16 protein-coding genes and 2 pseudogenes are annotated in these 22294 nt (G+C 51.8%); 5 read left to right on the top strand and 13 right to left on the bottom strand.

Annotated elements, in window-relative coordinates:
- Positions 1-3122, bottom strand: a 3122-nt coding sequence (locus VFO10_RS28465; RefSeq protein ID WP_325145413.1) for a TM0106 family RecB-like putative nuclease, incomplete at its 3' end; no start/stop codon positions are given.
- Between the two features lie 202 nt (positions 3123-3324).
- A complete protein-coding gene (locus tag VFO10_RS28460) occupies positions 3325-4188 on the bottom strand; it encodes a hypothetical protein (RefSeq protein ID WP_325145412.1) in 864 nt (287 codons plus the stop codon).
- 777 nt (positions 4189-4965) lie between these two features.
- Here VFO10_RS28460 and VFO10_RS28455 point away from each other — a divergent pair.
- Positions 4966-6717: an Eco57I restriction-modification methylase domain-containing protein gene (locus VFO10_RS28455; RefSeq protein WP_325145411.1), complete on the top strand. Its 1752-nt coding sequence runs from the start codon at positions 4966-4968 to the stop codon at positions 6715-6717.
- Position 6718: 1 nt separating this feature from the next.
- On the opposite strand, the gene VFO10_RS28450 is transcribed toward VFO10_RS28455, so the two are convergent.
- The 3 genes from VFO10_RS28450 to VFO10_RS28440 form a co-directional block, all read right to left on the bottom strand.
- Positions 6719-7783 carry a hypothetical protein gene (locus tag VFO10_RS28450; RefSeq protein WP_325145410.1) on the bottom strand — a complete coding sequence of 355 codons (1065 nt, stop codon included), beginning with the start codon at positions 7781-7783 and terminating at the stop codon, positions 6719-6721.
- 89 nt (positions 7784-7872) lie between these two features.
- Positions 7873-8403, bottom strand: a complete 531-nt coding sequence (locus VFO10_RS28445) for a hypothetical protein (RefSeq protein ID WP_325145409.1) — start codon at positions 8401-8403, stop codon at positions 7873-7875.
- 9 nt (positions 8404-8412) lie between these two features.
- Positions 8413-9249 carry a hypothetical protein gene (locus VFO10_RS28440; protein ID WP_325145408.1) on the bottom strand — a complete coding sequence of 279 codons (837 nt, stop codon included), beginning with the start codon at positions 9247-9249 and terminating at the stop codon, positions 8413-8415.
- A gap of 355 nt (positions 9250-9604) precedes the next feature.
- Here VFO10_RS28440 and VFO10_RS28435 point away from each other — a divergent pair, with 355 nt between their 5' ends.
- The 4 genes from VFO10_RS28435 to VFO10_RS28420 all read left to right on the top strand — a co-directional run bounded on the left by VFO10_RS28435 (position 9605) and on the right by VFO10_RS28420 (position 13645).
- Positions 9605-10087: a hypothetical protein gene (locus tag VFO10_RS28435; RefSeq protein WP_325145407.1), complete on the top strand. Its 483-nt coding sequence runs from the start codon at positions 9605-9607 to the stop codon at positions 10085-10087.
- A gap of 261 nt (positions 10088-10348) precedes the next feature.
- Positions 10349-11521, top strand: coding sequence for a tetratricopeptide repeat protein (locus VFO10_RS28430; protein WP_325145406.1), 1173 nt, complete (start codon positions 10349-10351; stop codon positions 11519-11521).
- Between the two features lie 251 nt (positions 11522-11772).
- Positions 11773-12039, top strand: a complete 267-nt coding sequence (locus tag VFO10_RS28425) for a hypothetical protein (protein WP_325145405.1) — start codon at positions 11773-11775, stop codon at positions 12037-12039.
- Between the two features lie 181 nt (positions 12040-12220).
- Complete coding sequence (locus tag VFO10_RS28420; protein ID WP_325145404.1) at positions 12221-13645, top strand: phosphoribosyltransferase family protein; 1425 nt, start codon at positions 12221-12223, stop codon at positions 13643-13645.
- Between the two features lie 51 nt (positions 13646-13696).
- On the opposite strand, the gene VFO10_RS28415 is transcribed toward VFO10_RS28420, so the two are convergent.
- The 8 genes and pseudogenes from VFO10_RS28415 to VFO10_RS31345 all read right to left on the bottom strand — a co-directional run.
- The gene (locus tag VFO10_RS28415) at positions 13697-14167 is read right to left on the bottom strand and encodes a VOC family protein (RefSeq protein WP_325145403.1); all 471 of its coding nucleotides are present in this window, start codon (positions 14165-14167) and stop codon (positions 13697-13699) included.
- 113 nt (positions 14168-14280) lie between these two features.
- A complete protein-coding gene (locus VFO10_RS28410) occupies positions 14281-15894 on the bottom strand; it encodes a response regulator (RefSeq protein ID WP_325145402.1) in 1614 nt (537 codons plus the stop codon).
- A gap of 20 nt (positions 15895-15914) precedes the next feature.
- Entirely contained in the window at positions 15915-16757 is an 843-nt protein-coding gene (locus tag VFO10_RS28405) for a protein-glutamate O-methyltransferase CheR (RefSeq protein ID WP_325145401.1), read from the bottom strand.
- A gap of 20 nt (positions 16758-16777) precedes the next feature.
- On the bottom strand, positions 16778-20272 hold the full coding sequence (locus VFO10_RS28400; protein WP_325145400.1) for a response regulator: 3495 nt from the start codon (positions 20270-20272) through the stop codon (positions 16778-16780).
- A 223-nt stretch (positions 20273-20495) separates the two neighbouring features.
- Positions 20496-20882 (bottom strand): nuclear transport factor 2 family protein, encoded by a 387-nt coding sequence (locus tag VFO10_RS28395; RefSeq protein WP_325145399.1) that lies wholly within the window; start codon positions 20880-20882, stop codon positions 20496-20498.
- Between the two features lie 102 nt (positions 20883-20984).
- A complete protein-coding gene (locus VFO10_RS28390; protein ID WP_325145398.1) occupies positions 20985-21389 on the bottom strand; it encodes a VOC family protein in 405 nt (134 codons plus the stop codon).
- 15 nt (positions 21390-21404) lie between these two features.
- Positions 21405-21848: pseudogene (locus VFO10_RS31350) on the bottom strand (GyrI-like domain-containing protein); the annotation flags it as partial.
- 30 nt (positions 21849-21878) lie between these two features.
- Positions 21879-22292: pseudogene (locus tag VFO10_RS31345) on the bottom strand (YciI family protein); the annotation flags it as partial.
- Positions 22293-22294 lie beyond the last annotated feature (2 nt).

The following is a 22294-nucleotide window of genomic DNA, read 5'->3' as shown; positions in this document are numbered from 1 at the left end:
CGTGGGGCTTCATGAACACTGCTGGCTCCAAGGGAAAAGATAACAACCGGAGCTTCTTGACCCTGGAACTTATCCACGCTGGCAATACGAAATTCGCGACCGATCTTAGTTTGCAACAGTCTCACCTGCATATTATAGGGGGATACTACGAGGATATCGTTCTTTGTAAGGGGGCGTTGGGTACCCGTACTCTCAGCAAAGCTCATATTTAGAAGCTCTTTTACGACCTTTTGAATGAGCTGCGCTTCCTCCTCACTGCTTTGACGATTACCACTGTGGCTCACCGGCAGATAATGAATGCCACTGGTTTCGCGAACAAGAACTTCCTGCCCGCTCGGAATCAGCATCCGAGCATTTGTACAGGGGTGGCAATCCAGTCGACCTTCGTAAACCGCATCAGAGATAAACCGGCAAATACTCGGGTGGAGCCGTCTGGTAATGGGTAGGAAGATGCCCTGGTCCAATGATACAGTGGCCTGGCCCTTAAGGTAATACTCCAAACAGGAAAGACCGCTGTCACCAGGATGACTCCCCTTTGCAGGCTGAGCAAGCTGCATCTGGTCACCGAGAAACACAAAATTCTTCGCAGCGCCGGATGCTGCTATCAGATTAGCAACGCATACTTGGCTAGCCTCATCGATAAACAGGTAATCAAACTGATCCCTGAAATTCTCACCGGCAAACGCATAGACTGTCCCACCAACCAGGGAAACTGCACCGAAGTCACCCAGCCCGGAACCGCTACGAACGACATCAATATCCATCTCTGCGACAGGCGGCCCTATCTTGATGATCTTCCCCACGTTCGAATCACTTTTTAAACAGCGAGTTGCCTCGGCCAGCAGGTTGTCAATCGCCTTGTGGCTATTGGACATGATTCCGATCCGCTTACCCTTCCGGCAAAGCTCTGCGATGGCCTGGCTGCCAGCATAGGTCTTACCGGCTCCTGGGGGACCTTGAATAACCAGGGAAGTGTCATCCATCGCAGATATCACTTGGATAATGGCCTCAACGGTTGTCAGTTCCGCGCTTTCAGGCAGGCGGATACCATTCTTGAGACGCGGGAATTGTCGGTTGAGGAAGCTATCAAGCGCCTTATGCCTGGCACCCTCGACATAAACTTTCGCATATTCACGGATAATCTTTTCAAACTGATTTGGCCTTGGTGGCTGAGGTACCAGATCCAAAACTGCCGGTAAATCATCTTTGGAACTAGTTTTAAACCGCAGCTCACCAGTCTCCTGGTTCAATTCCACGATCGTGACTTTGATGTCCCGATCGTGCTTTAAACAGAAAGAGTCGTCGACCTGGGCTTTAACTTCCTGGGTCGGGTCAAAGGTATAGGTATATACGAGGCTCCGGGCCATCTTTTCTGGGCTATTCCCATCGTGGACCAATCCCGCAATGCTGTCGGGGTCATCAAAGAGTTCTTCTGACGTCATCTCAAACCGGGCAAAGAACTCCCAATACTCACAGCGCATCTCACGTTTGTGGTAGAAAAGCAGCTGGCTGAGAAGTATGCCGACCTCACCGGCACCTTCCAATTTTCTGATGAGCTCCTGAACTTCGGCTTCTACAGGCTCGGGTGCCTTTGTTTCGGACAGGGCCTTCGAACTGATCCCATTCTGCTCCATCTGCTGTCGGAGCCACACCGTAAGCTCATAGGTCGACTGGCAGTCATCTTCGTTATATTTGCGGATATCCTCAAGTATGGCTGCTGCCGATGGAAGCCCCAGTGCCGAGGCATCAAGCCAGTTTTGATAGTAGACAACCGAGGCGGCTGCATTCGCAACGTCTGTATTGCGATAGGGACGGTAGAGGTGCTCGACGACCTTGATCGAATAACTATCAGACCCGATTACGAAAGAGTTTCGGACGATCTGATAAAGATCAACAAAAACATTGTTCCGCAACAGGTCATCAAGCTTCGCTTCACAGCGCCCATAGCGCTGAGCCAGATGTTTGAGGGCTCGTGTCTCATAGGAAGCATAGTGATACACATGCATCTGGGGATGTTTGAGCCATCGTTCGTGAACCAGATCCACAAACCGCTTCAACGCTTCACGTTCCTGATCTGCGTTATGAGCCCAGATACATTCGAACCTGGGTTTTGAACCGTCCAGACAAACATACCCCCAGAGGTACTCCAGCCCATTGACCACAAGCGGGAAACCTTCCATATCGAAAAATAGGTCCCCGGAGTCAGCGGGAGGCAATTGAGACAACGCCTCCTCACCCTCTGATATCAACTCACAGTCCGGTATTGCCTTTCCCCTCGAGCGGATCTGTACCTCGCATTGTTTGGCCAGACGCCGCAGGACATCGGGTGCAATACCCTTAATATTGAAGTCTTTCAATTGACCCAGCTGGGCCATAGTATGAATGCCAGCTGCTGCCAGCCGCTTGGTCTGGGTTCGGGTAATTCGGGCTACCTGGAACACGGAATCCTTTACCGCCAGGATCTGTTTGGCAGCAGTCTCCCATGAACCAAAAGAATGGGAATGCACGGGGTCTGGGATATGATCCAAAGAGAACTGAGCCTGAAACTCCAGGAAACGCTTTTTAAGTGCATAGTAGTAGAAGTAGTAGTCATGAGTTCGATAGGCTTTCTCTTCCCCTGTGCCCAGGATAACTCCAATACGCTCCGGCCGCCGGCCTTGGATGGATTCGAGCATGTTCACATAAGCACAGAGCTGGATCAACGAAGCAGGCTTGGTACTCCGGGAGAGCTTACAATCCCACACCTCGTAACAATAATCACCAAGGGTAGACCGACCCGGTACCTTTATTAGAAAATCAGCACGCCCTGCAAACTGCTCAAAGGCCAGCGTCGCTTGATAGATAACATCCACCCCAGCCCTCATCGCCTGCTTCGTATCTTCAAGCGAGCCCTTGGCCAAGTTTACGATCTGTCGCCTCTGGTTTTCATAACTCCTGAGAATAGCGGCTTCATGAGCATGCCCTTTACTCTGAAGGACCTTCATCATTTCGTCAGTGGGGTCTTTGACAAAGCGCCCCGGGGACTCCTTCTCGCATCGCTCCATCCACGAGGCGAACTCGGATTCGGCGAAGGTACAAAGATCAGAGGGCGAGAATACGAGTTGGCTTCCAATGTAGCGCATGCAGTCTCCGGCGCAGTAAGCATGGGCTGAAGCTGGTCGTTACTTTTACCAAACCAATCTTGCCTATGCTTCTGACATATCGGAGCTTTTAATAAGAAATGTTGGGTGGTTAAGAAATCTTTAACCAACTGGAATCACGAGAGTTATCGCACATTTTTTGGGAACACCAATTTCTGTTCGTCGATTACCAACCCGTACTTCACTAGAAACTTCGCGATTCTACTGCGACTATGTCCCAGGAGTCTCTTCCGAGTCGGATTCGTGCTCCTTTCATTCCAAAAACTTCGACCATATCATCCGGATTTGCTTCCCTTACGAAACTATCAAGTGACTCAACTCCAATTACAACGGCAAGAAATGTTCCCGTCTTATCCCGAAAATATCTTCTTTCCGTCGCACCTTCCTGCACAATTCGGATGGATGTGCCACCTTCCAGGCGTAAGCTTGCATTAGACGATTTAGCGAAGGACAGTTTTGCAAAGTTGTCAAAGTCTTTGGATTGGCGTCCATCCCAAATAAAACCAAGGATATACCTTGCGCTGTTGGGATGGTCACAAAGAGCCAGGGCACGACGTCGGCGTTCCTTGAGCTCTTCCTCGGCCAGGCTCAGGCGTTGTTCATACTCGATGATCCATACTTCGATATCGTCAATGGGCTGCTGCTCGAAAGTGAGAAAGTTCCAGCCGGGAAGCCTTTGACTTTCGTCAGCAGCTCTGTCGTAGTTTCGATGTTCGAATTTCGGCTTGAGCCAGTCAAAGTCCCTCTTGAAAACGGAGAAAACCTCATCAAGATTCCGATCAATTTTTAAGGCAAAGCCCGCATGAATCAGTTCTTCTTCCGGGCCAGCAGGCTGAAGTGTCCCGTCTCTGAACAGAAACTCGAGATATGAGAATTTATCGACAGGACTACGGAAGTGAAGAAACTGGCACTTGAGACGACCCGGATGAATAATCGGCTCAGGATTCAAAAGGAATCCTCGTTCTTGTAGCTCCTTGTATACGGAGTCGCCTTCTATTGATCGGTAGCAATGGTCAAATACAGGACGCGGAATAAGCTGATCTGTCATTCTTTCCCCTTCCTCAAAGCGTCATGGATGGCAAAGTCGCTGCCCGTGTCTTCCAACATGGATATACCACGCGGCTACGCGCGGAGCGAACCGATCTCGCGAAGCGCCTTAAGGGCATGAGCTTTAACTCAATGACTCGGATGGTCGAGATATTTTATCAGGGAATCTATCGCATCGACCCAATGTTCTTCTTTAAGCTGATCCCTGTCACGGTATGCGGCCGTGTCATCATTTGGAACATTTTTAGCGCTATCAATCGAAGCAGAAGAAGCCAAAAGAGTTGTTCTTGTCAGGGATACGGCTGTCCAGAGGTCAATCCAGTCAAACCACAGTTCACCTGCCTTGGCGGTGATCGCTTTACGAGCTTCGGGGTTGACGAGGGCCGGTCTGCCTTAAGTTCAACGTGTAGGTGATGACGGCTCGACAAAGAACGGGGCAGATCTTTAGCTTGAGTACAATCCATGGGAAAGAGACGGGAAACATATTCCGACGCCTCTTGAAGCACCAATCATACGACCTGCTTGAAAACGATAGTTGAGCTCAAAGTTGGAGTCCGTTCTTTTGCCAGTATTTTTGACACAAAACACAAACATTCCACCGATCAAAAACCCGGAAAATCAAGCCAAAATGAACAGAAACCTGGCCACTTCTTAAAATGTTACCTTGCAGATTTATGGGTAAAAGCTATGCTAAATTGCTCGTCAAACTGCGTAAAAAGCCCGGATTGGCTCAGTGTCCCAGGTACGCGATGGAAGGCAAATCCTTGGAGTATATTTTTTGGAATCGAACGCACTTCATGCGCCGGTTGGCAGATTTAAAACGGTTGGCAAAAAAAAATCCAATGGTGCTACCTATACTCCTGATGAACTCGCTTCGTTTGTGGCCAGGGGTCTTTTGAAGACTGCGGTGTTGCCACAGAAGAGTGAAAGCATCAAGATATTCGATCCGGCTGCGGGTGATGGCCAGCTGCTGATGGCGCTGGTTCATGAACTTAAGCTGGCTGGCTATGCGAATATTGAGGTTCACGGCTTTGATATCGACTCGGGTGCGATTGAAAAAACCAGGGAAAGGATTCAGGCCTCACATCCTGATATTAAAACTTTTCTCTTTGTGAAAGATTTTCTTGCCGATCTGGCTTCGGCTGAGGGCGTGACAGAGAGATCGACTCAGCACCCTCTTTTTGATCTGATTATTGCGAATCCGCCTTATGTCAGGACCCAGGTTATGGGATCCGACGCTGCATCTGCTTTGGCTGAGAAATTTGGTCTTCAAGGGCGCGTGGATCTTTATTATGCCTTTCTTCTTGGGCTCTCGCAGATCATGCATAGCCGTTCGAAAGCGGGAATCATTGTCTCCAACCGCTTTATGACGACCAAGGCCGGTGGTTCGGTTCGGAAGGGCCTTTGGAATAGGTTCCGCTTTGATTCGATCTGGGACTTCGGGGATACCAAACTTTTCGATGCTGCGGTCCTGCCGGCTGTTTTGTTCTTGGGTCCGCGAGCGGCGGATGATAACAAGGTCATGCCGCCCTTTGTTTCCGTTTACACGACCAACAAGACGGCTGCCGATGCCAAGGAATATCCTTCCCTTTTTGAGTCGCTGGATGAAGCGGGGATGGTTCGTGTCGCGCAGCAGCTTTATGAAGTCAAGCGGGGTGGCCTTCATTTTGAAGACGGGGACTCCGGCAAGGTCTGGCGGCTGGAGGATTCCGAATCCTTTGATTGGCTTGATACGGTGAAGCAAAGTACGTTCTGCACGTTCCGGGATATTGGCAAAGTCCGTGTGGGGATTAAAACGACGGCCGATAGCGTGTTTATACGCAAGGACTGGAGCGAATTCAAGAAGGATGGTTTGCCGGAATTGCTCAAACCTTTGGTGACCCATCATATCGCGCGACGTTATCGAGCGGATATTCAGAAGGCGGGCAAGGTTTTGTATACCCATCAAAGCCTGGACGGAAAAAGGTCGGCGATTGATCTTGAAAAGTATCCCCATTCCCAACGCTATCTGGCGAAGTATCGCGATCAGCTGACTCAGCGCAAGTACGTGATTGAAGCCGGACGGAACTGGTATGAGATCTGGGTGCCTCAGGACCCCGCGGCCTGGGCAAAGCCCAAGATCGTGTTCCGGGATATTTCCGAGAAGCCTACGTTCTGGATGGATCGGGATGGGTCTGTCGTCAATGGGGACTGCTATTGGATCCATGCCCCGAGCGAGGCGAAAGAGGAACTTCTCTGGCTGGCGTTGGCGGTTGCGAACTCCACGTTCATTGAAAGATTTTACGACTATAAATTCAATAATAAGCTTTACGCAGGCCGGCGTCGCTTCATGACCCAGTATGTGGAGCAGTTCCCCATTCCCAACCCCGCGGATCCGCGGAGCCAGGAGATCGTGGGTCTTGCCAAACGGATTTATGATGAGACGCCCGAACATGATTCCACTTTGCTTGAGGCACGAATCAACGATCTGGTTTGGGATCTATTTGCTGTAGCAGGAAAAAGACAAGTCGCTTCCTGCATCTCTCATTAATTTAGTCCATCAGCTCGTTCTTGATAATCCCCCAGCCCACCGCGACGCCCTGAACGGAATTGCCAAGAGGGTAAAGACCAGCGTCGAGCTTCATGTCATAGAGAAGCCCGCACTGACCAAAGCCTGCGTTCTTCGCGGAATTGGGGCAGTGGGTGATGGTCCAATCCCGGTCTTGAAGGCGAAGGACGAGGTCAAATTCCTGCAGGATGTCCTGGCGAAAACTGGGTTGGAGTGTCAAAGAGAAGGTCTTGTCAACTTTCAAGCTGCCATGACTTACGAACTGGAGGGCCGTACCAGGTTTCCTTTTCACATTGGACTGACAGACATAAGCATCATTCAAAAATTTTTCCTGCTCAAGGGGGTCAAGGTTCCAGCAGTATGTTTCAGGTCCGATTTGGGCACGAAGGCGCTGGGGATCATGTGGGTCAGCTTCACTGGTAGACGCCGAGGCATAAAGGTGTTTGGCCCACGGGCCTTTGAAGTTCACGATAATGTTGTCGAGGTTTTGAATGACTTGGATGGACGGGCTGGTGGGCAGGCCTTGTTTTGCAGAGCTGGAGAGTTCGAGACGACAATCGCCGTTGCCGTTGAACGTGGGCTGTCCTGCTTCCCCTTGGACCCGCGGGCAGATCATGGGCTGGGTAAACGCATAGGTTCCCGGGAAATAGAGGTCCTGCAGCTGGAACTGAATTTGATTCGAGCCGGACGCGGTTGCGTCGGTTATTGAAACCTGACCGCTCCAGGTGTTTTGCTGGACAGGGAGAGTGAATGAAATGACCGCGGCAGAGGCGTTCCTCTTCATCTGCCATTCTTTATGCGAGAGCCAAAGGTAACAGTCCGCGTTTTCCCGACAGGCGAGGCTCATTCTGTCGCCATAGTATCGGGTCTGGTCAAAATCCGCTTGGTAACGAACACGTTCTTTCATGAAATTGGTCAATTTCTGGGCTTCTGGTCCTGTGAAGCGGAGAAGAAGACTGCTTTCGTGGTCAAGATCCTGACTCAAAAGAGGAGATGCTGAAAGAAATAGCATAAGGAAAAGTGTGCGGATGGATAGTTTTTTAAGCATGGGCTCAATCCTTTCCTGGGAGGCTTATAGACCATGCTTAAGACGGAAGGCGGGACGGAATTATACAATTTCTTCGGTATTGCGAAGACTCACTCGAGTCCCACACCGTCATCAAGGGAAAAACGCAAAGGCTTATACACATCGACATTCAAAAATTTGGGATAGGAATTATAAAAGCTTCCTGGTTTCGGCAGGGGCACCTCGCCTCCAAGCTCTGTGGGCTCCAGAAAATCCAGATTACCGATCCCGACCGATATTCCACCCGGATCAATCTCGCAGCCTTTCGAGCCGATTTCACACCATTCTTTTTTCATGGTGAGTTGAAATGTGCCAGTATTGAAGCATACAAATTGAGTTTGCACCCGGAATGCACCAGGACCTTCGAGCCCCTCCTGATTCAAACCGTAAAGACAGGTCCGACGATCGTTGAATGCAGCCTGAAGACCGATGAAGGACGTGCCGACGACTTCCACATAGGTCTTGTTTTCCAGGTAATTGAAAAATTCAGCGGAGCGTTTCAAATAAAAGAATTCCCGCTGAGCTGAATAAGGATGCGCGGCGGCTGAGAAGGAACTCATGGTGCAGACCGAGACTATAAGGACTGAAAAAAATCGTATCATATTCTATTCCTATGCATTCGTAGCGACGGGATAAATTTGCACATTGAAACGGATGACAGTATCACCTGCGCTGGACTCGATACGCGATTGAGCACTTCTCAAGCTCTGCTTCACATGCTGGAGTTCCTGAAGGTACTTCGCTTTTTCAGCCGTGATGAGCCCGCTATAGAAGACTGTTTCCTGAGCGTGGCTTTGGAAATCACCGACATGCTCAAGTGCCTCGCGGATGGAACCCTTGAGGTAATCCAGCTCGTTCTTTTTATTGGTGGCCATGTAAACATGAAGAATATTGGTGTAATCCGGCGAGTAGCTGTAAAGCTCAGCCTCTTTCACCAGGAGACCATTCTTTATTAAATCATGCAGGCCCTTTTCAATTTCCAAATGGCGGTCGCGTTTGAAAAGATCGAAGATCTGACGCTTGGTGGCCTTGCCGTCCTTGAAGAGGTGCAGGCACACGGCCAGGAGCATGACGAGGTTGATATCACGCACATCGGAAAGCTGAAGGGTTCCAGACGTGAGTTTCTTCTCCGCATCGCGGACTTCGGATTTCAATCGCGTGGCCTCGGCTTCACTCAGATCGCCGACGTCCAGCATGAGCCTGCCCTTCAGCAATTCAGCTTCAGGCAGAGGCAGCGAAAGAAGATCCACCATGGGCGCAATGTGCTTCGGGTTCAGCTTTTTCTTCTCGCTCAAAACTTCAGACAGATAACTTCGGGATTTGATCCCGAGCCGCCGGGAGATATAGCTATACGAGAATTTCGAGTCAACAGATCGGCGCAGTGCAATGAGGGATCTCAACGCAACCAGACTGGAACTGGAGAGGATGACAGAAGCAGGATCGACCATAGACGCCTCGTATGATACGGCTTTCCTTCGTAATGCAAAGCGGTCGCCTTCGCAACGAAAAGATGAACTGACCAAAGAGCCAAAAGCTACGTGAAACCGAGTTCTTAGGGCCTTGAGGACGGTAAGAAGTCACCGGCGAATGGGAACGCGGAGTTAGAGGGAGCGACGCACGTTCAAATACGTCATTATGACATTTACCTATGTTCGCTGAAGGTGAACAGGAAATGAATGGGGCGGCGGAATTGAATCCACGGGGCGCATAAATTCAGGCTATGGTTGCCGGCGTGAGGGGATGACATGTGAAGGACAGCCCCTTGCGCACCTCACATTTTGATCCAGGATAATGGAGAGTCTTATGAAAAATTTCGCCATCTTTGCTTTTGCTGCTGGTCTTATGGCATGTGGACAAAACCCTGACGCCGCTGAACTTTCGAGCCATGCGGGCAAGCGTCTCCCCAGCGTTTATTCCTTCAGCGTGGACCGCCGTCCTGTTGATGGAAACTTTGAAACCATTACCGTGCAGAAGGACGAATTCGGCACCTATAACGCGAGTCTGCGCGTTGTCACAGCCGGCTTTGGTTTTCCTTCCACCGATACAACAGAAGAGCTGGGAACAGGCCTGAGCTGCGTGGAATCGAAAAAAGGCCGCGCTCTTTTGAAACTCAAATGTTCGGTGGACCTCCGTCCTGCCGATGGCGAGCTGATTGAGCTGACGCTGACCCGTAACACCGAAGGCCTCTACGATGCGACCCTTCGTAAAGCGACTTATGGGACTCTGATCGGTCCAGCCACGGACGTGACCAACGAAATCGCGTTCGGCCTGACCTATAGCCGCTAATTCCTGGGTGCTTCAGCAGGTCTCTTACAGGCCTGCTGAAGGCCTATTCTTGCATTCCATTCCTTACGCAGCATAAGAATTCCACACTCCATCCGGGTCATTTGCCAGCCAGGCTTTTATGAATCCCCCTTCTTTTCAGAAAAATATATTCATTGGAAAAGGTAGCTTGAGAGTGCGAGATTAACAGGTCTCCGATTCCTGTCGATGGTATTCAGGCAGTTGGATTGTGCCGTTATCATGTTTATAAGCAGGGCGGAAGTTATGCCGATCAATAAGAGTTCGCGAATCGCAATTGTGGCCAAGGATAAGAGCGAAGGAGATAGCCTCGCCGGCGTCATGCGCGCGATTGGCTTTCATAACCTGCAGATCTTTGAAGGCGCAAAAGCCGCGTACGAGGTCTGCATCCGCGAGCAATTCCCCATCTTCGTCATCCATAATGAACTCTCGGATATGACCGGCCTCACGCTGATCCAGAAGCTGCGGGCAACCGGAAACTACGGAGCTGAAGCGCACCTTCTCCTTGTGGATGAAATCTCGGAGCTCTTCCTCCCGATCCTGCAGGAATTCAATATCAAATACGTCCTGCCCAAGCCTTTCCATCCCGAGAAGATCCAGAAGAAATTCAATAGCCTTTTCATTGAGGAATCCAACCTCACGCCCTTTGAAAAGGATTACCGTGCGGCCCTCGCGTCACTCGCAGCGGGCATGACGGACATGGCTCGGGAGATGGCGATTGAGGCGCTCAAGACGCATGGCCATCATGAAAAGCTGCTTCTGCTCCTGGGTGAGATCGAGCTGAGCATCGGGCATCCCGACAAGGCACGGCCCTTTTTCAATGCGGCCTTGAAGGTTAATCCTCTCTCGGCAGCGGCCACGCATAAGATCGGCAAGACCTATCTCATGGAAAAGGACTTCACCAAGGCTGCTGAGATGTTGAACCACCAGATGAAGCTGAATCCTTTGAATATCGAACTGCTCCTGAACGCGGGCCTGTCCAACTATGAAAGCGGAAACCTGGACCTTGCAAATCAGGCCATGACTCAGCTCCATGGACTCGACACGCAGAACAAGAAAGCGGGCGAGATCATGGCCACCATTGCTATCAAGGAAGGCCGGATCCTGGATGCCTGTGATGTGCTGCAGGATTCTCATGACCAATCGGAGCTGGTGCAATTCCTGAATAATGAAGGTGTGAAGCTCTCGCAGAATAACGATGTTCCGGGCGCGATCAAGATGTATACGAAGTGCCTGGAAGCAGTCCGTAATAATCCTTATATCTATGCAATCTATTATAACCTCGGCCTTGCCTATACAAAGATTCAGCAGCATGAACTGGCTCTCGACTGCTATAAGCAGGCCTTGAAATGCAAACCTGATTTCGAACGCGCGTCTCAGGCCATTGCCCGGTATCAGAAGGCCGTGAAGTCAGCTTAGGAAACCACCGTCGGGCAGGAAGACTGACAAATCCCTCCAAGAACCGACACTCAGAACGCGGCAGCTCAAGTCACCCGACCCGATCCGATCCCGGCATTCCAGCTTTGATGGAATGCCAAAACCCTCTTGAAATCCCCTTAAAAAATCGACATCTTTGGCGCAGTACCACTCGATTTATGAATGGAGCAGAATTTGCAATTTAACCGCTTGGCCCCTTCTCACGTACTACGTCAAACCAAGGAGAAAACATCATGCCAGCGGGTGACAAATCCAAATACACAAAGAAACAGAAGCGGCAGGCCGAGCATATTGAGGAAAGCTACGAAGCCCGTGGCTATTCCGAAAAAGAAGCTGAGCGCAGAGCATGGGCCACGGTGAACAAGATTCATGGCGGTGGTGAGCTGCCAGGTGGATCCGGATATGGGCAGGATGAAAACCATGAACCCATGCAGCGGGGAGGCAAGCGCAGCCATGTGCATCGGGATGCCAGCAACCGGGATGAGGTGGAGCCTGAGTAAAACTCAGGGGCTTTCGCCTCCGTTTAATTAGGGATGGACTTCATCTTAAGTCAGAGCCTGCTTACGAACAACGACCTGTAGGCGAATTCTGTAGCGAAAACGATTCGATCTGTCATGTCTGCGAGACAACGTGAGGCAGGTTCCGGAAAGTTAATGCGACTCTACTTCATCGAGAACCCATATGAAACAGTTTAAAAACAGGTCCGAAGCTGGACAGTTGTTAGCCGCGAAACTGCAGGCTTACAAAAATAATCCTGATGTGCTGGTCCTGGCTCTGCCTCGGGGCGGTGTACCAGTGGCCTTTGAAATAGCTCAGTCTCTTGAGGCCGCGCTCGATGTTTTCCTGGTTCGCAAACTCGGTGTTCCAGGACACGAAGAGCTGGGGATGGGCGCGATATCCAGCGGCGGGGATCGCGTTCTGAATAAGGAAATCATTGACGCGCTGCAACTTTCCGAAAGTACCGTCGAGAAAGTGACCCAGCGTGAGCAGCAGGAGCTGACACGACGGGAAGCCACCTATCGTCGAAACCGTCCGCCCCTGCAAATTCAGGGGAAGACGGTCATCCTCGTGGATGACGGTTTGGCCACGGGTTCCACTATGCTCGCAGCCATTCGCGCTGTGCAAAAGCTGAAAGCCGCGAAAATTGTCATTGCCGTGCCCGTGGCACCAGTCTCAACCTTTGAAAGCATGGAAAAACTGGGTGACGCCATGATCTGCCTCATGACGCCGGAACCATTCTATGGAGTGGGCCTTTGGTATGAGGATTTCACGCAAACCACGGATGAAGAAGTGATCAATCTTCTGGAAAAGGCGGAAAGCTGGGGGAAAATCCCAGAGTCTCACTCGTATTCACGGGATGATCATTTGCCTGGTTTTCATCAGGTTTCCATTCCGGCTGGATCCGTCGAGCTCGCGGGAAAGCTCCTGCTTCCTGAGGGCGAGAATAAAGGCATCGTGATGCTTGTGCAGGGGACCGGCTATCCGGGCCAAAGCCCTCAGCATGATCTCATTGCGCACAAGCTTTACGAGGCTGGTTTTACCACGCTCCGCTTTGATCTTCTGACTCGCGAAGAGGAAGCTTCGGAACTCAAAAGCCGACATCTGCGTTTTGATACACCACTGCTGACCCGGCGTTTGATTCAGGCCACCGACTGGGTCATGCATGAGCTGGCCACCTATGATCAGCCTCTTGGATTTTTCGGCTCAAGTACAGGCACAGGAGCGGTTTTAAAAGCGGCCGCCACCATCGGACGCCCTATCAAAGCCATCGTGTCGTTGAGCGGACGGCCGGATCTGGCCGGAGAATCCCTGAGCAAGGTCACAGCTCCCACCCTACTTTTGATGGGCGGGCAGGATATTTCCATTATGGATCTGAATGTCTGCGCGCGATCCAGGATGCGTCCTGGGCTTGTGCGGATCGAAGTTGTTCCACAAGCCAGCCATCTGTTTGAAGAGGAAGGTGCTTTGGAACGCGCCGCCAACCTCAGCACGCGCTGGTTTGAACGCCATCTTGCGGTGCAGGAAATCGGCGAAGCTTCGCACTTTAGCCATGGATTACGATTCGGAGATCGAGGCCGAAATAATGAGTATGGTTTGTTTGCATGAGGGGAGGGCCCCGCTCCATTCCCAAGGGAAGCCAGCGGGGTCCATTCCAACTCAGCCCTCATAAGCGCGCTGCAGATCCTTGATGATAAACTTATCCATTTTCAGCATGGCCTGCATCACCCTTCCCGCCTTGACAGGGTCCTTGTCACCCATCAGCTTGCCCAGTATCGAAGGAATAATCTGCCAGCTAAGACCATATTTATCCTTGAGCCAACCACACTGTTGTTTGGAGCCGCCTTCAAGAAGACGACTCCAGTAATAGTCCAGTTCCTCCTGAGTCGTGACATCCACCAGAAAGGAAATGGCTTCCGTGAATTGAAACATGGGTCCACCATTAAGGGCCAAAAACTGCTGATTTTCCAGCTGGAAAGATGCTGTCATCAAAGTCCCGGCAGGAAACGGCATCCCTTCGCCATAGCGGGATGATTCCAAAATTTTGGAGTGTTTGAAGATGGACATATAGAAGGTGATGGCTTCCTCGGCGTTGTTATTGAACCAAAGGAATGGGGTAATCTTCTGCATGGAACGTTCTCCCTGTGACTGCGTTTTCGGAATACTTTCATGAAACAGTCGAACAGGGAGAGAGACAATCGACAGGTTACAGATAAAAAAATTATCGAGTATTTCCAGTAGCTTTAGCCTAAGGCCTGGACCTCATCGCGACCGGCATAGGCTGCAATACTCATCACCAGATTCTTGAAATTCACGGGTTTGCTGAGATGCGCATCGCATCCCGCATTCAGGCAGCGCCCCTGCTCCTCTTTCATGGCATGAGCCGTCAGAGCCAGAATAGGCTTGCGATAACCCTGACTCCGCAGCTGAGCAGTGGCTTCAAGGCCATCCGTCCCCGGCATCTGAATATCCATCAGCACGACATCGAAATCGCCGGCCAAAGCCTTGGCCACAGCTTCGGATCCATCAGAAGCCGTATCCACCATGGCTCCGAAGCGTCCTATGATACGGCTCAAAAGGTTCCGGTTATCGGGCGAATCATCGACGACAAGGACCCGCAAATCATCCAGGCGCAAACCTGCGTCGAGGGAACCACCGGCTTTGCCAGGCTCCTTCTTCAGAAGGTAATCCCCGTCCACCAACTGCGAGTCATGGATCGGCCCGGGATCACAGCTGACCTGGAATGTGGAGCCCAAACCCGGTCGGCTTTCAAGCAGAACGACATCGCCGCCCAAGAGCGCCGCCAATCGTTTCGAAATGATAAGGCCAAGCCCGGAGCCGCCGAAGCGTCGTGTCGAGGATCCATCCGCCTGCATGAAGGGTTGGAAAATACGTCCCGCTTCGGCATCCGAGAGTCCGCAGCCCGTGTCGGTGATCTGAAAAATCAGATGCCCATCATAGCGCCTGGGATCATATCCCACCCGCAAGCGAATTTCACCACGATCGGTAAACTTCAGACTGTTGCCGACTATATTATAGAGAATCTGCTTCAGACGCAGAATATCGCTAGAGATTTCCCGCGGCAAACGCCCCTCGGCTTCAATCTTCAGGCTAATGCCTTTTTCACTGGCTTTATGCTCATGAACGGCCTTGATATCCTGCAGAAGATCAGCCATGGAAATCGGTGCACGGTCCACCTCGATCTTGTCGGCTTCAATTTTCGAAAGATCAAGAATGTCATCAATAAGCTGCAGCAGCAACTGACCATTGCGGGTGATGGCATTGATGCAGTGGTCACGGTCGTCCGGCGACTGATCCTTGATGCGCAGCAGTTCTGCAAAGCCCAGGACTGCGCCGAGAGGCGTCCGAATCTCATGGCTCATGTTCGCCAGAAAGCTACTCTTGGCACGACTGGCGCTTTCTGCGGCCTCGCGCAGCGTCTCCACTTCCTTCAGTTTCTGCAGCAGAGCCACATTCTTCTGATGAAGCTCGACAAAGATCGCAACCTTGCTGCGCACGATCGGGGCGATCAGGGGCTTCAGCAGGTAATCCACAGCCCCGTTCTCATAGCCTTCGAAGATGTGATGGTTGTCGCTTTCCGAAGCCGTCACGAAGATGATGGGAATATCCCGGCTGCGGGCTGCTGAACGCATCACCTGGGCCAATTCAAAGCCATTCATGTCCGGCATCTGGACGTCAATCAAAGCCAGAGCGAACTCATGCTCCAAAAGCAGAGCCAGGGCATCCGGAGCCGATTGAGCCTTCAGGATGTCGACATCCGGTCGATGAATGATATTCTCAAGCGCGACCAGGTTTTCCCGGCGGTCGTCGACAAGCAGTATTTTCGTCTTGATCATTGTGCCCCCATCAGGTCCTGTCACTGAATCGGTGCTCCACTGCGGACCACCTTGCGAAAAATCTTCTGTTGATCGGAAACAGTTTGAAAATCCTGACCACCAGCTATGAACTGCACCGTTTCATTGGACCCAAGACAAAGATAACTTTTATACGCCAGACTGCGCGAAAAGAGGTCGAGCACCCTGGCCTGCAAATCACGATCGAAATAGATCAGAACATTGCGGCATAAAATCACATGAGCTTCGCAGAAGACGTCATCCACTACCAGATTGTGGGCAGCGAACAAGATGTTCTTACGAAGCCCGGGATCAAAGCGCACAGCATCATAGGATGCCATGTAATACGAGGAAAAACTTTCACGACCGCCAGCCGCTATATAATTCTGCGTATCGCGCTTGATCTGCGTCACAGGATAGATCCCCTCCTTGGCCGTCTTCAAAGCCGTGGGGTTGATATCCGTGGCATAAATCACAGCCCTTTCGTAAAGGCCCGACTCCTTCAAAAGAATGGCCAGGGAGTACACCTCTTCCCCTGTGCTACAGCCCGCATGCCATATTTTGAAGGCCGGCCAGGTCTTCAAATAGGGGACGATCTCGTCCCGGAACGCCCGATAAAAATCAGGATCCCGGAACATTTCGCTGGTCGTCACCGTCAAGTCCGGCAGGACCCTTGCGAAAAATTCCGGCTTATGCAAAATCTCATCCTGCAGACACGAAATCGTGGCAATCCCATATTTCGCCAGGATGACACTCACGAGTCGCCTGAACGACATTTCGTTATATCCACCGAAATCATAGCCATAGCAGGCATGAATCGCCTGAATCAGCAGCTTGATTTCGATATCTTCCACCGACGTCCGCATCCCAGGATGCCTTTCTGGTTTTAGATCTTCTGCGGTAACCAAACCTTCAGAAGGGAGAGTAAACGCTCCAGGTTAACAGGCTTGGGCAGATAATCGTTGGCACCGGCGGCCAAACACTGCTCCAAATCCCCTTTCATAGCCTTGGCCGTCAAGGCGATGACAGGCAGCTTCTTATAAAGAGGGTTATCCCGGATGAGGCGCATCGCTTCATAACCATCCATCTCCGGCATCATGATATCCATGAGCACAAGTTCAATGCCGGAAACTTTTTCAAGCTGAGTCAGACTTTCCCGACCATTGCGCGCTATGGATATCTGCAGCCCATGACTTTCGAGAGCATTGACCAGCGCATAGACATTGCGCATGTCATCGTCCACCAGAAGAATTTTCCGACCTTTCAGGCCCACTGCATCCGAGCGCAGCTTCTGAAGGATCGTCTGACTTTTCGGCGGCAGGGAACTTTCCAGGCGGTGCAGGAAGAGGCTCACCTCATCCAGAAGCCGCTCGGGGGAGCGGGCGCCCTTGATCACGATGCTTTCCGCATAGCGCTCCAAAAGCGCCTGCTCGTCGCGGGTCAGGTCCTTGGCCGTATAGACAACGATCGGAGGCTTCGGTCCTGGCAGATCCTTTTCCATCGCTTCGAGAAGCTCGAAGCCGCTGACATCGGGCAGACGCAGATCAAGGACAACGCAATCGAAGGCTTCATTCCGAAGCTTCTCCTGCGCCTCTGTACCCGATCGCGCCTCGACTATGGAAATATCATCCTGCCCGAGCAGGTCCTTGGTCGCCTGTCTTTGGAACTTGTCATCTTCAACCAAAAGCACGCGTTTGACCTTGCGCTCCAGGGTGGCCTCAATCTGCTGAAAGATGCCTTTCAGCTGATCAGCCTGGGCAGGTTTCTGCAAATAACCAATGGCACCCAAAGCCAGGGCATTCTGAACATAATCCGTACCCGACACGACATGGATCGGAATATGCCGCGTGGTCGGATCGGACTTCAGGCGCGCAAGGACGCCGAGACCGCTGATATCAGGCAATTTGATATCGAGCAGAACAGCACTCAAGGGATAGGCATTGGCCATCCGCAGAGCCGTTTCCCCATCCGTGGCGATGACCGTCTTGAAACCGGCCTCATGCGCAATGTCGGCAATAATGCGGCCGAAGTCCGCATCGTCTTCGACCACAAGGATCAATCGATCGTCTTCATTCAGATTCAAAGGCGCAAGCGGCTCGTCCTCACGCACGGCTCCATTGGACGCCGACTTCTGCAGCCCCTGAACGGGCTGAATCACGGGCGCTATGGGTTCAACGCGCGGCTGCTCGCGGGGCATTTCCTCGGGCAGGTGAAGGGTAAACATGCTCCCCACTCCGGGTTGGCTGGACACGCTGATAAAGCCGCCCAGCAGCTGCGCAAGCTCTTTGGAAATGGTCAAACCGAGGCCTGTACCACCATAGGTACGATTGATGGAGCCATCGCTCTGCTTGAAGGCTTCGAAGATGATCGACTGCTTTTCAGGGCTGATGCCGATGCCTGTATCCCGAACCTGCAGGCGGATGGGTGTGGGTCCTTCGCCGCGATCAATCTTCAGTTCCACGATCCCGGCTTCCGTAAATTTCAAGGCATTGGAAATCAGGTTCTTCATGATCTGCAGGAGCCGCTGCTCGTCGGTGATGATGGACGCAGGCGACTGATTGGTTCGCCGCATTTCAAGGGAGAGTCCCTTTTCTTTGGCGGTCAATTCAAAATCACGCTTCAGTCGATCCATCATTTCATCGAAAGCGACGGATTCCCGGACAAGCTCAAGTCGTCCGGCTTCCACCTTCGAAAGATCAAGGATGTCGTTGATCAACGTGAGAAGATCACGACCGGATTTAAAGATGGTGCGGGCAAAATCCACCTGTTTTTCAGTCAGGGTTTTTTCCTTGTTTTCCGCCAGCAGTGTAGCCAGCAGCAGAAGGCTGTTCAAAGGTGTGCGCAGCTCGTGACTCATATTCGCCAGGAATTCAGACTTGTAGCGACTCGCCTGCTCCAACTCACGGGCCTTGCTTTCCAGCTCGGCTTTGGTAACGAGGAGACTGGAATTCTTCTCAGCTAATATTGCTTTCTGCTGCTCAAGCTCCTGTGCCTGCTGTTCCAGCTCGACATTGTTATTCCTCAGCTCCTCCTGCTGCACTTCCAAACGTTCCTGGGATTTCTGCAGGGCCCGCGTCTGCTGCTCCAATTTTTCATTGCTGGCACGGAGTTCTTCCTGCTGCGCCGCCAGCTCCTCGGCCTGACGCTGGGTTTCTTCCAAAAGTTCCCGCTGCACCTGCCGCGACAGGGTGGAATTGACCACCACGCTGAGACTGCTTTTGAGATCGTCGAAGAGTTCCAAGGCCCCTTGCGGAAGCTTATGGAGAAAGCCCATTTCCACCACACCGACCCGCGGCATATCCTCGCCGTAAAGTGGCAGGATCACGAGCCGCCGGGGAAGGGTCGAGCCAAGAGCTGATGAGACTTTCATATAATCGGCCGGAACTTCGTCGAGTTCGATCAAACGCTGATGCTTCAACGCTTCCCCGGCAAGACTCTCCGTAAGGCCTATTCGGATGGGAATGGGCTGCTGTTCCCCAGCCTGAGCAAAGGTCGCGACCAGCTGCAGATGGCCATGACGCTGCACATAGAAGGCACCCACCTGCATCCCGAGATACCCGGCAAAAAACTCCAGAGTGGCCCGACCCACCTCTTCAAGCGTTTCCTTGCCACGAAGTAAAGCTCCAGCCTCCGCAAGGCCGGTTTTAAGCCAATTTTCATCACTCAAACGCTCAGCTTCAGCCCTTTGAATCTGTATGGAACGACGGATGTAGTATTGCGCCAACAGGACAAGAAGGATGCTGACGCCGGTCACAGCAAGGATTGATAATTCCTGTCGAGAACTTGCGGCAGCAGCCTGATGCGCGCGCTCCTGCAGTGTCCTGTCCTCACTGTCTTTCATATCCTGCACTATGAGTCGAATTTCATCCATGTGCGGCCTGGACTGGTCCAGAAGGTCAAATTCGGAAGGTGTTCCTGCCCTGTTACCCACGTTGCTCCGTCGTGCAGAGTCCAGGATTTCCGACTGCCAATGCATGAAAGCCAGGGATTTCTCCCACAATTTATTGGCTCTGGCCTGCTGCTGCGGATCGTCGTAAGTCAGGGTCTTAAGCTTACGGACGTTATCCAGAGCGGCCGCGCGTCCGGCTTGAAAGGTTTCCAGGAAGGGATCTTTCTGAGTGGACACGAAGGCGCGCGCGCTGTTTTCCGCATCTTTCAAGGCCGAAAGAGTCAGCTCAAGTTCATACAGGACTTCATGAGCATGGATCACGAGCCGGTTGTGCTCGCGAACGGTCCTTAAACTGGAATAAAGAATCGCAAGAATCCCGAGAATCAAAGCCATAATGGCAAGGGAGGATAGAATCAGGGTGCGCCCGCTGATTTTATTCAAACCTAAAAGACCAATATGGGCAGGGCCCTGCGCAAACGTTATGCGACTCAATGTCATAATCCTAATAAATTAAGGCCAAACTGCCTTGTTTATTTATGTCCATATAAATGTGCAAAGTTTGGACCATGAAGCTGGCCTGAGCGGGTCACAGGGAATAACGCGGTCGGGAATGGGGCGGGGCGGGCGGACCAGGCGAGGCATGCGCGGCGCCTTACGGCTTACCGAGGTCGCAGCGCCTGAGCCTTTTCAAAAAGAAGCCTGAGCTTTTCCATCGTCAGTTGAAATAATCACGGAGGGATACGATTTTGCCATCCCGTACGCGTAGAACCTGAACATACGAGCGACGAAACCTTTCCCCGGTATGCGTGACTTCTCCGTGCAGATCGAATTCAACGACGATCACACTGGGATCAGAAGTTTCATGAATGACGATTTCTTCATATCCCAGCACGCGATGCCCGGCTTCCTGGGAGCTTTTTGCATTTTCAATCACCCATTCACGGATAGCATCGCGTCCTTCAAGTTTCACTTTGCTGCCCTGAGGCGCCCTGGGAAATTCCCACACGCCGTCTTCTGCAAAAAGTTCGGCGTGCTGATCCACATCGAAATTCAAAACGAGATTGTGTTGGATTTCCCAGATTTCTTTTGGAGTCTTGCTCATGGTGGATTCTCCAGCAAAAGGCTGCTGGGCTTATCATAGGGAAAGCATAGTCTGAACGCAAGGCAAGAGCCTGCCGTAGGGCAGGCCCTTCACTGGGAACGATTATTTCGGAATAGCGGCTTCATCCATGTAAAAGAGTTCCCACACGTGACCATCCAGGTCCTGGAAACTATCCTGATACATGAAACCAAAATCCTTGGGCTCGGAGTAACGATGGGCTCCGGCCGCCAGGGCCTTCTTCGTCTTTTCCATAACGTCCGCCTTGCTTTCACAGGAAAGTGCCACCAGAACTTCGGTGTTCCTTGCGGTATCGCACACGGGGTTCGGTGAGAACTCCTTGAACTTGGCATGAGTCAGGAGCATGGCATAGGCATCATCACCGAAGACGAGGCAAGCTGCGGTGTCATCGGTAAACTGTGCATTGAAACCATATCCCAGGCTTTTCCAGAAGGCGATGGAACGCGGCAGATCTTTGACGGCAAGGTTGACGAAAATTTTTGATCCCATGGTCGTTCTCCTTAATTAGACTTTTATCGGAACCCAGATTTCAATGCCGCCCATGCCTTTGTCCGGACGGAATTCTTCAGTATAACGCTCAAAGAATGGACCCTGGCCAGCCTGAAGACCAGAGTTAGGCAGCCACTTGTTATAAATGGCATCCATCGTCTTCGTGATCTCCGAGACGTGTTTGCTGTGAGTGAAGACCGCGTAGCGATGCGCTGGAATCTTCAGATAGGTGAAACCAGAAGGGAGATCCCTGGTATTCTGCACTTCAACGCCGGCCATATAATCGAAGCCGCCCTTGCTATCTTCTCCGTGACAGACGCCATAGGTTGAGCCACCCGTCTGGCCTGGTATTTTGCCGAGTGAAGGAGCGAATTTTTTCCAAAGATCGGGAATATGTGCCCGCGTCTCATCCGTAAAATGGCGATTGAGACCGGCGATGATCAACTCCTTTCCCTGTTCAAAACGCGGTGGATCCAATCGATAGGAAAGGATTTCCTCCGTCAGACGCTCTTCCTGAGCGCGTACCTCGCCTGTCGGATCCACGTCCGCAAAATCCTCGGCGGCAAAAACCCGGCGAATTTCGATTTCAGATTCGGTCGGCATAGGGTTGGGGCAGCGCTTCACCCATTCGATCGCATCTTCCATCGACTTCACCTGCCAGAGCCAGTAGCCGGCAATCAATTCCTTGGTCTCGGCGAAGGGACCGTTGATCACCGATCTTTCCTTGCCGGAGAAACGTACCCGGGCACCCTGCGCGCTCGGATAAAGGCCATCACCGGCCAGCATGATCCCGGCTTTAACGAGAGCCTCGTTGTAGGCTCCCATCTCACGCATCAGTTCTTCGGTCGGCATGATGCCAGCTTCGGAATCCTTGCTTGCTTTTACGATCACCATAACTTTCATGG

The organism is Oligoflexus sp. (assembly GCF_035712445.1).
Classification (GTDB): Bacteria; Bdellovibrionota_B; Oligoflexia; order Oligoflexales; family Oligoflexaceae; genus Oligoflexus.
Note: the sequence above shows the minus strand (reverse complement) of the source record. Positions and strands in the feature narration are given on the sequence as shown.

Bases quoted from the DNA above. Each gene is read 5' to 3' on its own strand.
- VFO10_RS28450 (WP_325145410.1), bottom strand. From the start codon at position 7,783: ATGCTTAAAAAACTATCCATCCGCACACTTTTCCTTATGCTATTTCTT.
- VFO10_RS28425 (WP_325145405.1), top strand. From the start codon at position 11,773: ATGCCAGCGGGTGACAAATCCAAATACACAAAGAAACAGAAGCGGCAG.
- VFO10_RS28420 (WP_325145404.1), top strand. From the start codon at position 12,221: ATGAAACAGTTTAAAAACAGGTCCGAAGCTGGACAGTTGTTAGCCGCG.
- VFO10_RS28430 (WP_325145406.1), top strand. From the start codon at position 10,349: ATGCCGATCAATAAGAGTTCGCGAATCGCAATTGTGGCCAAGGATAAG.
- VFO10_RS28405 (WP_325145401.1), bottom strand. From the start codon at position 16,757: ATGCGGACGTCGGTGGAAGATATCGAAATCAAGCTGCTGATTCAGGCG.
- VFO10_RS28390 (WP_325145398.1), bottom strand. From the start codon at position 21,389: ATGGGATCAAAAATTTTCGTCAACCTTGCCGTCAAAGATCTGCCGCGT.
- VFO10_RS28395 (WP_325145399.1), bottom strand. From the start codon at position 20,882: ATGAGCAAGACTCCAAAAGAAATCTGGGAAATCCAACACAATCTCGTT.
- VFO10_RS28435 (WP_325145407.1), top strand. From the start codon at position 9,605: ATGAAAAATTTCGCCATCTTTGCTTTTGCTGCTGGTCTTATGGCATGT.
- VFO10_RS28445 (WP_325145409.1), bottom strand. From the start codon at position 8,403: ATGATACGATTTTTTTCAGTCCTTATAGTCTCGGTCTGCACCATGAGT.
- VFO10_RS28460 (WP_325145412.1), bottom strand. From the start codon at position 4,188: ATGACAGATCAGCTTATTCCGCGTCCTGTATTTGACCATTGCTACCGA.
- VFO10_RS28440 (WP_325145408.1), bottom strand. From the start codon at position 9,249: ATGGTCGATCCTGCTTCTGTCATCCTCTCCAGTTCCAGTCTGGTTGCG.
- VFO10_RS28410 (WP_325145402.1), bottom strand. From the start codon at position 15,894: ATGATCAAGACGAAAATACTGCTTGTCGACGACCGCCGGGAAAACCTG.
- VFO10_RS28415 (WP_325145403.1), bottom strand. From the start codon at position 14,167: ATGCAGAAGATTACCCCATTCCTTTGGTTCAATAACAACGCCGAGGAA.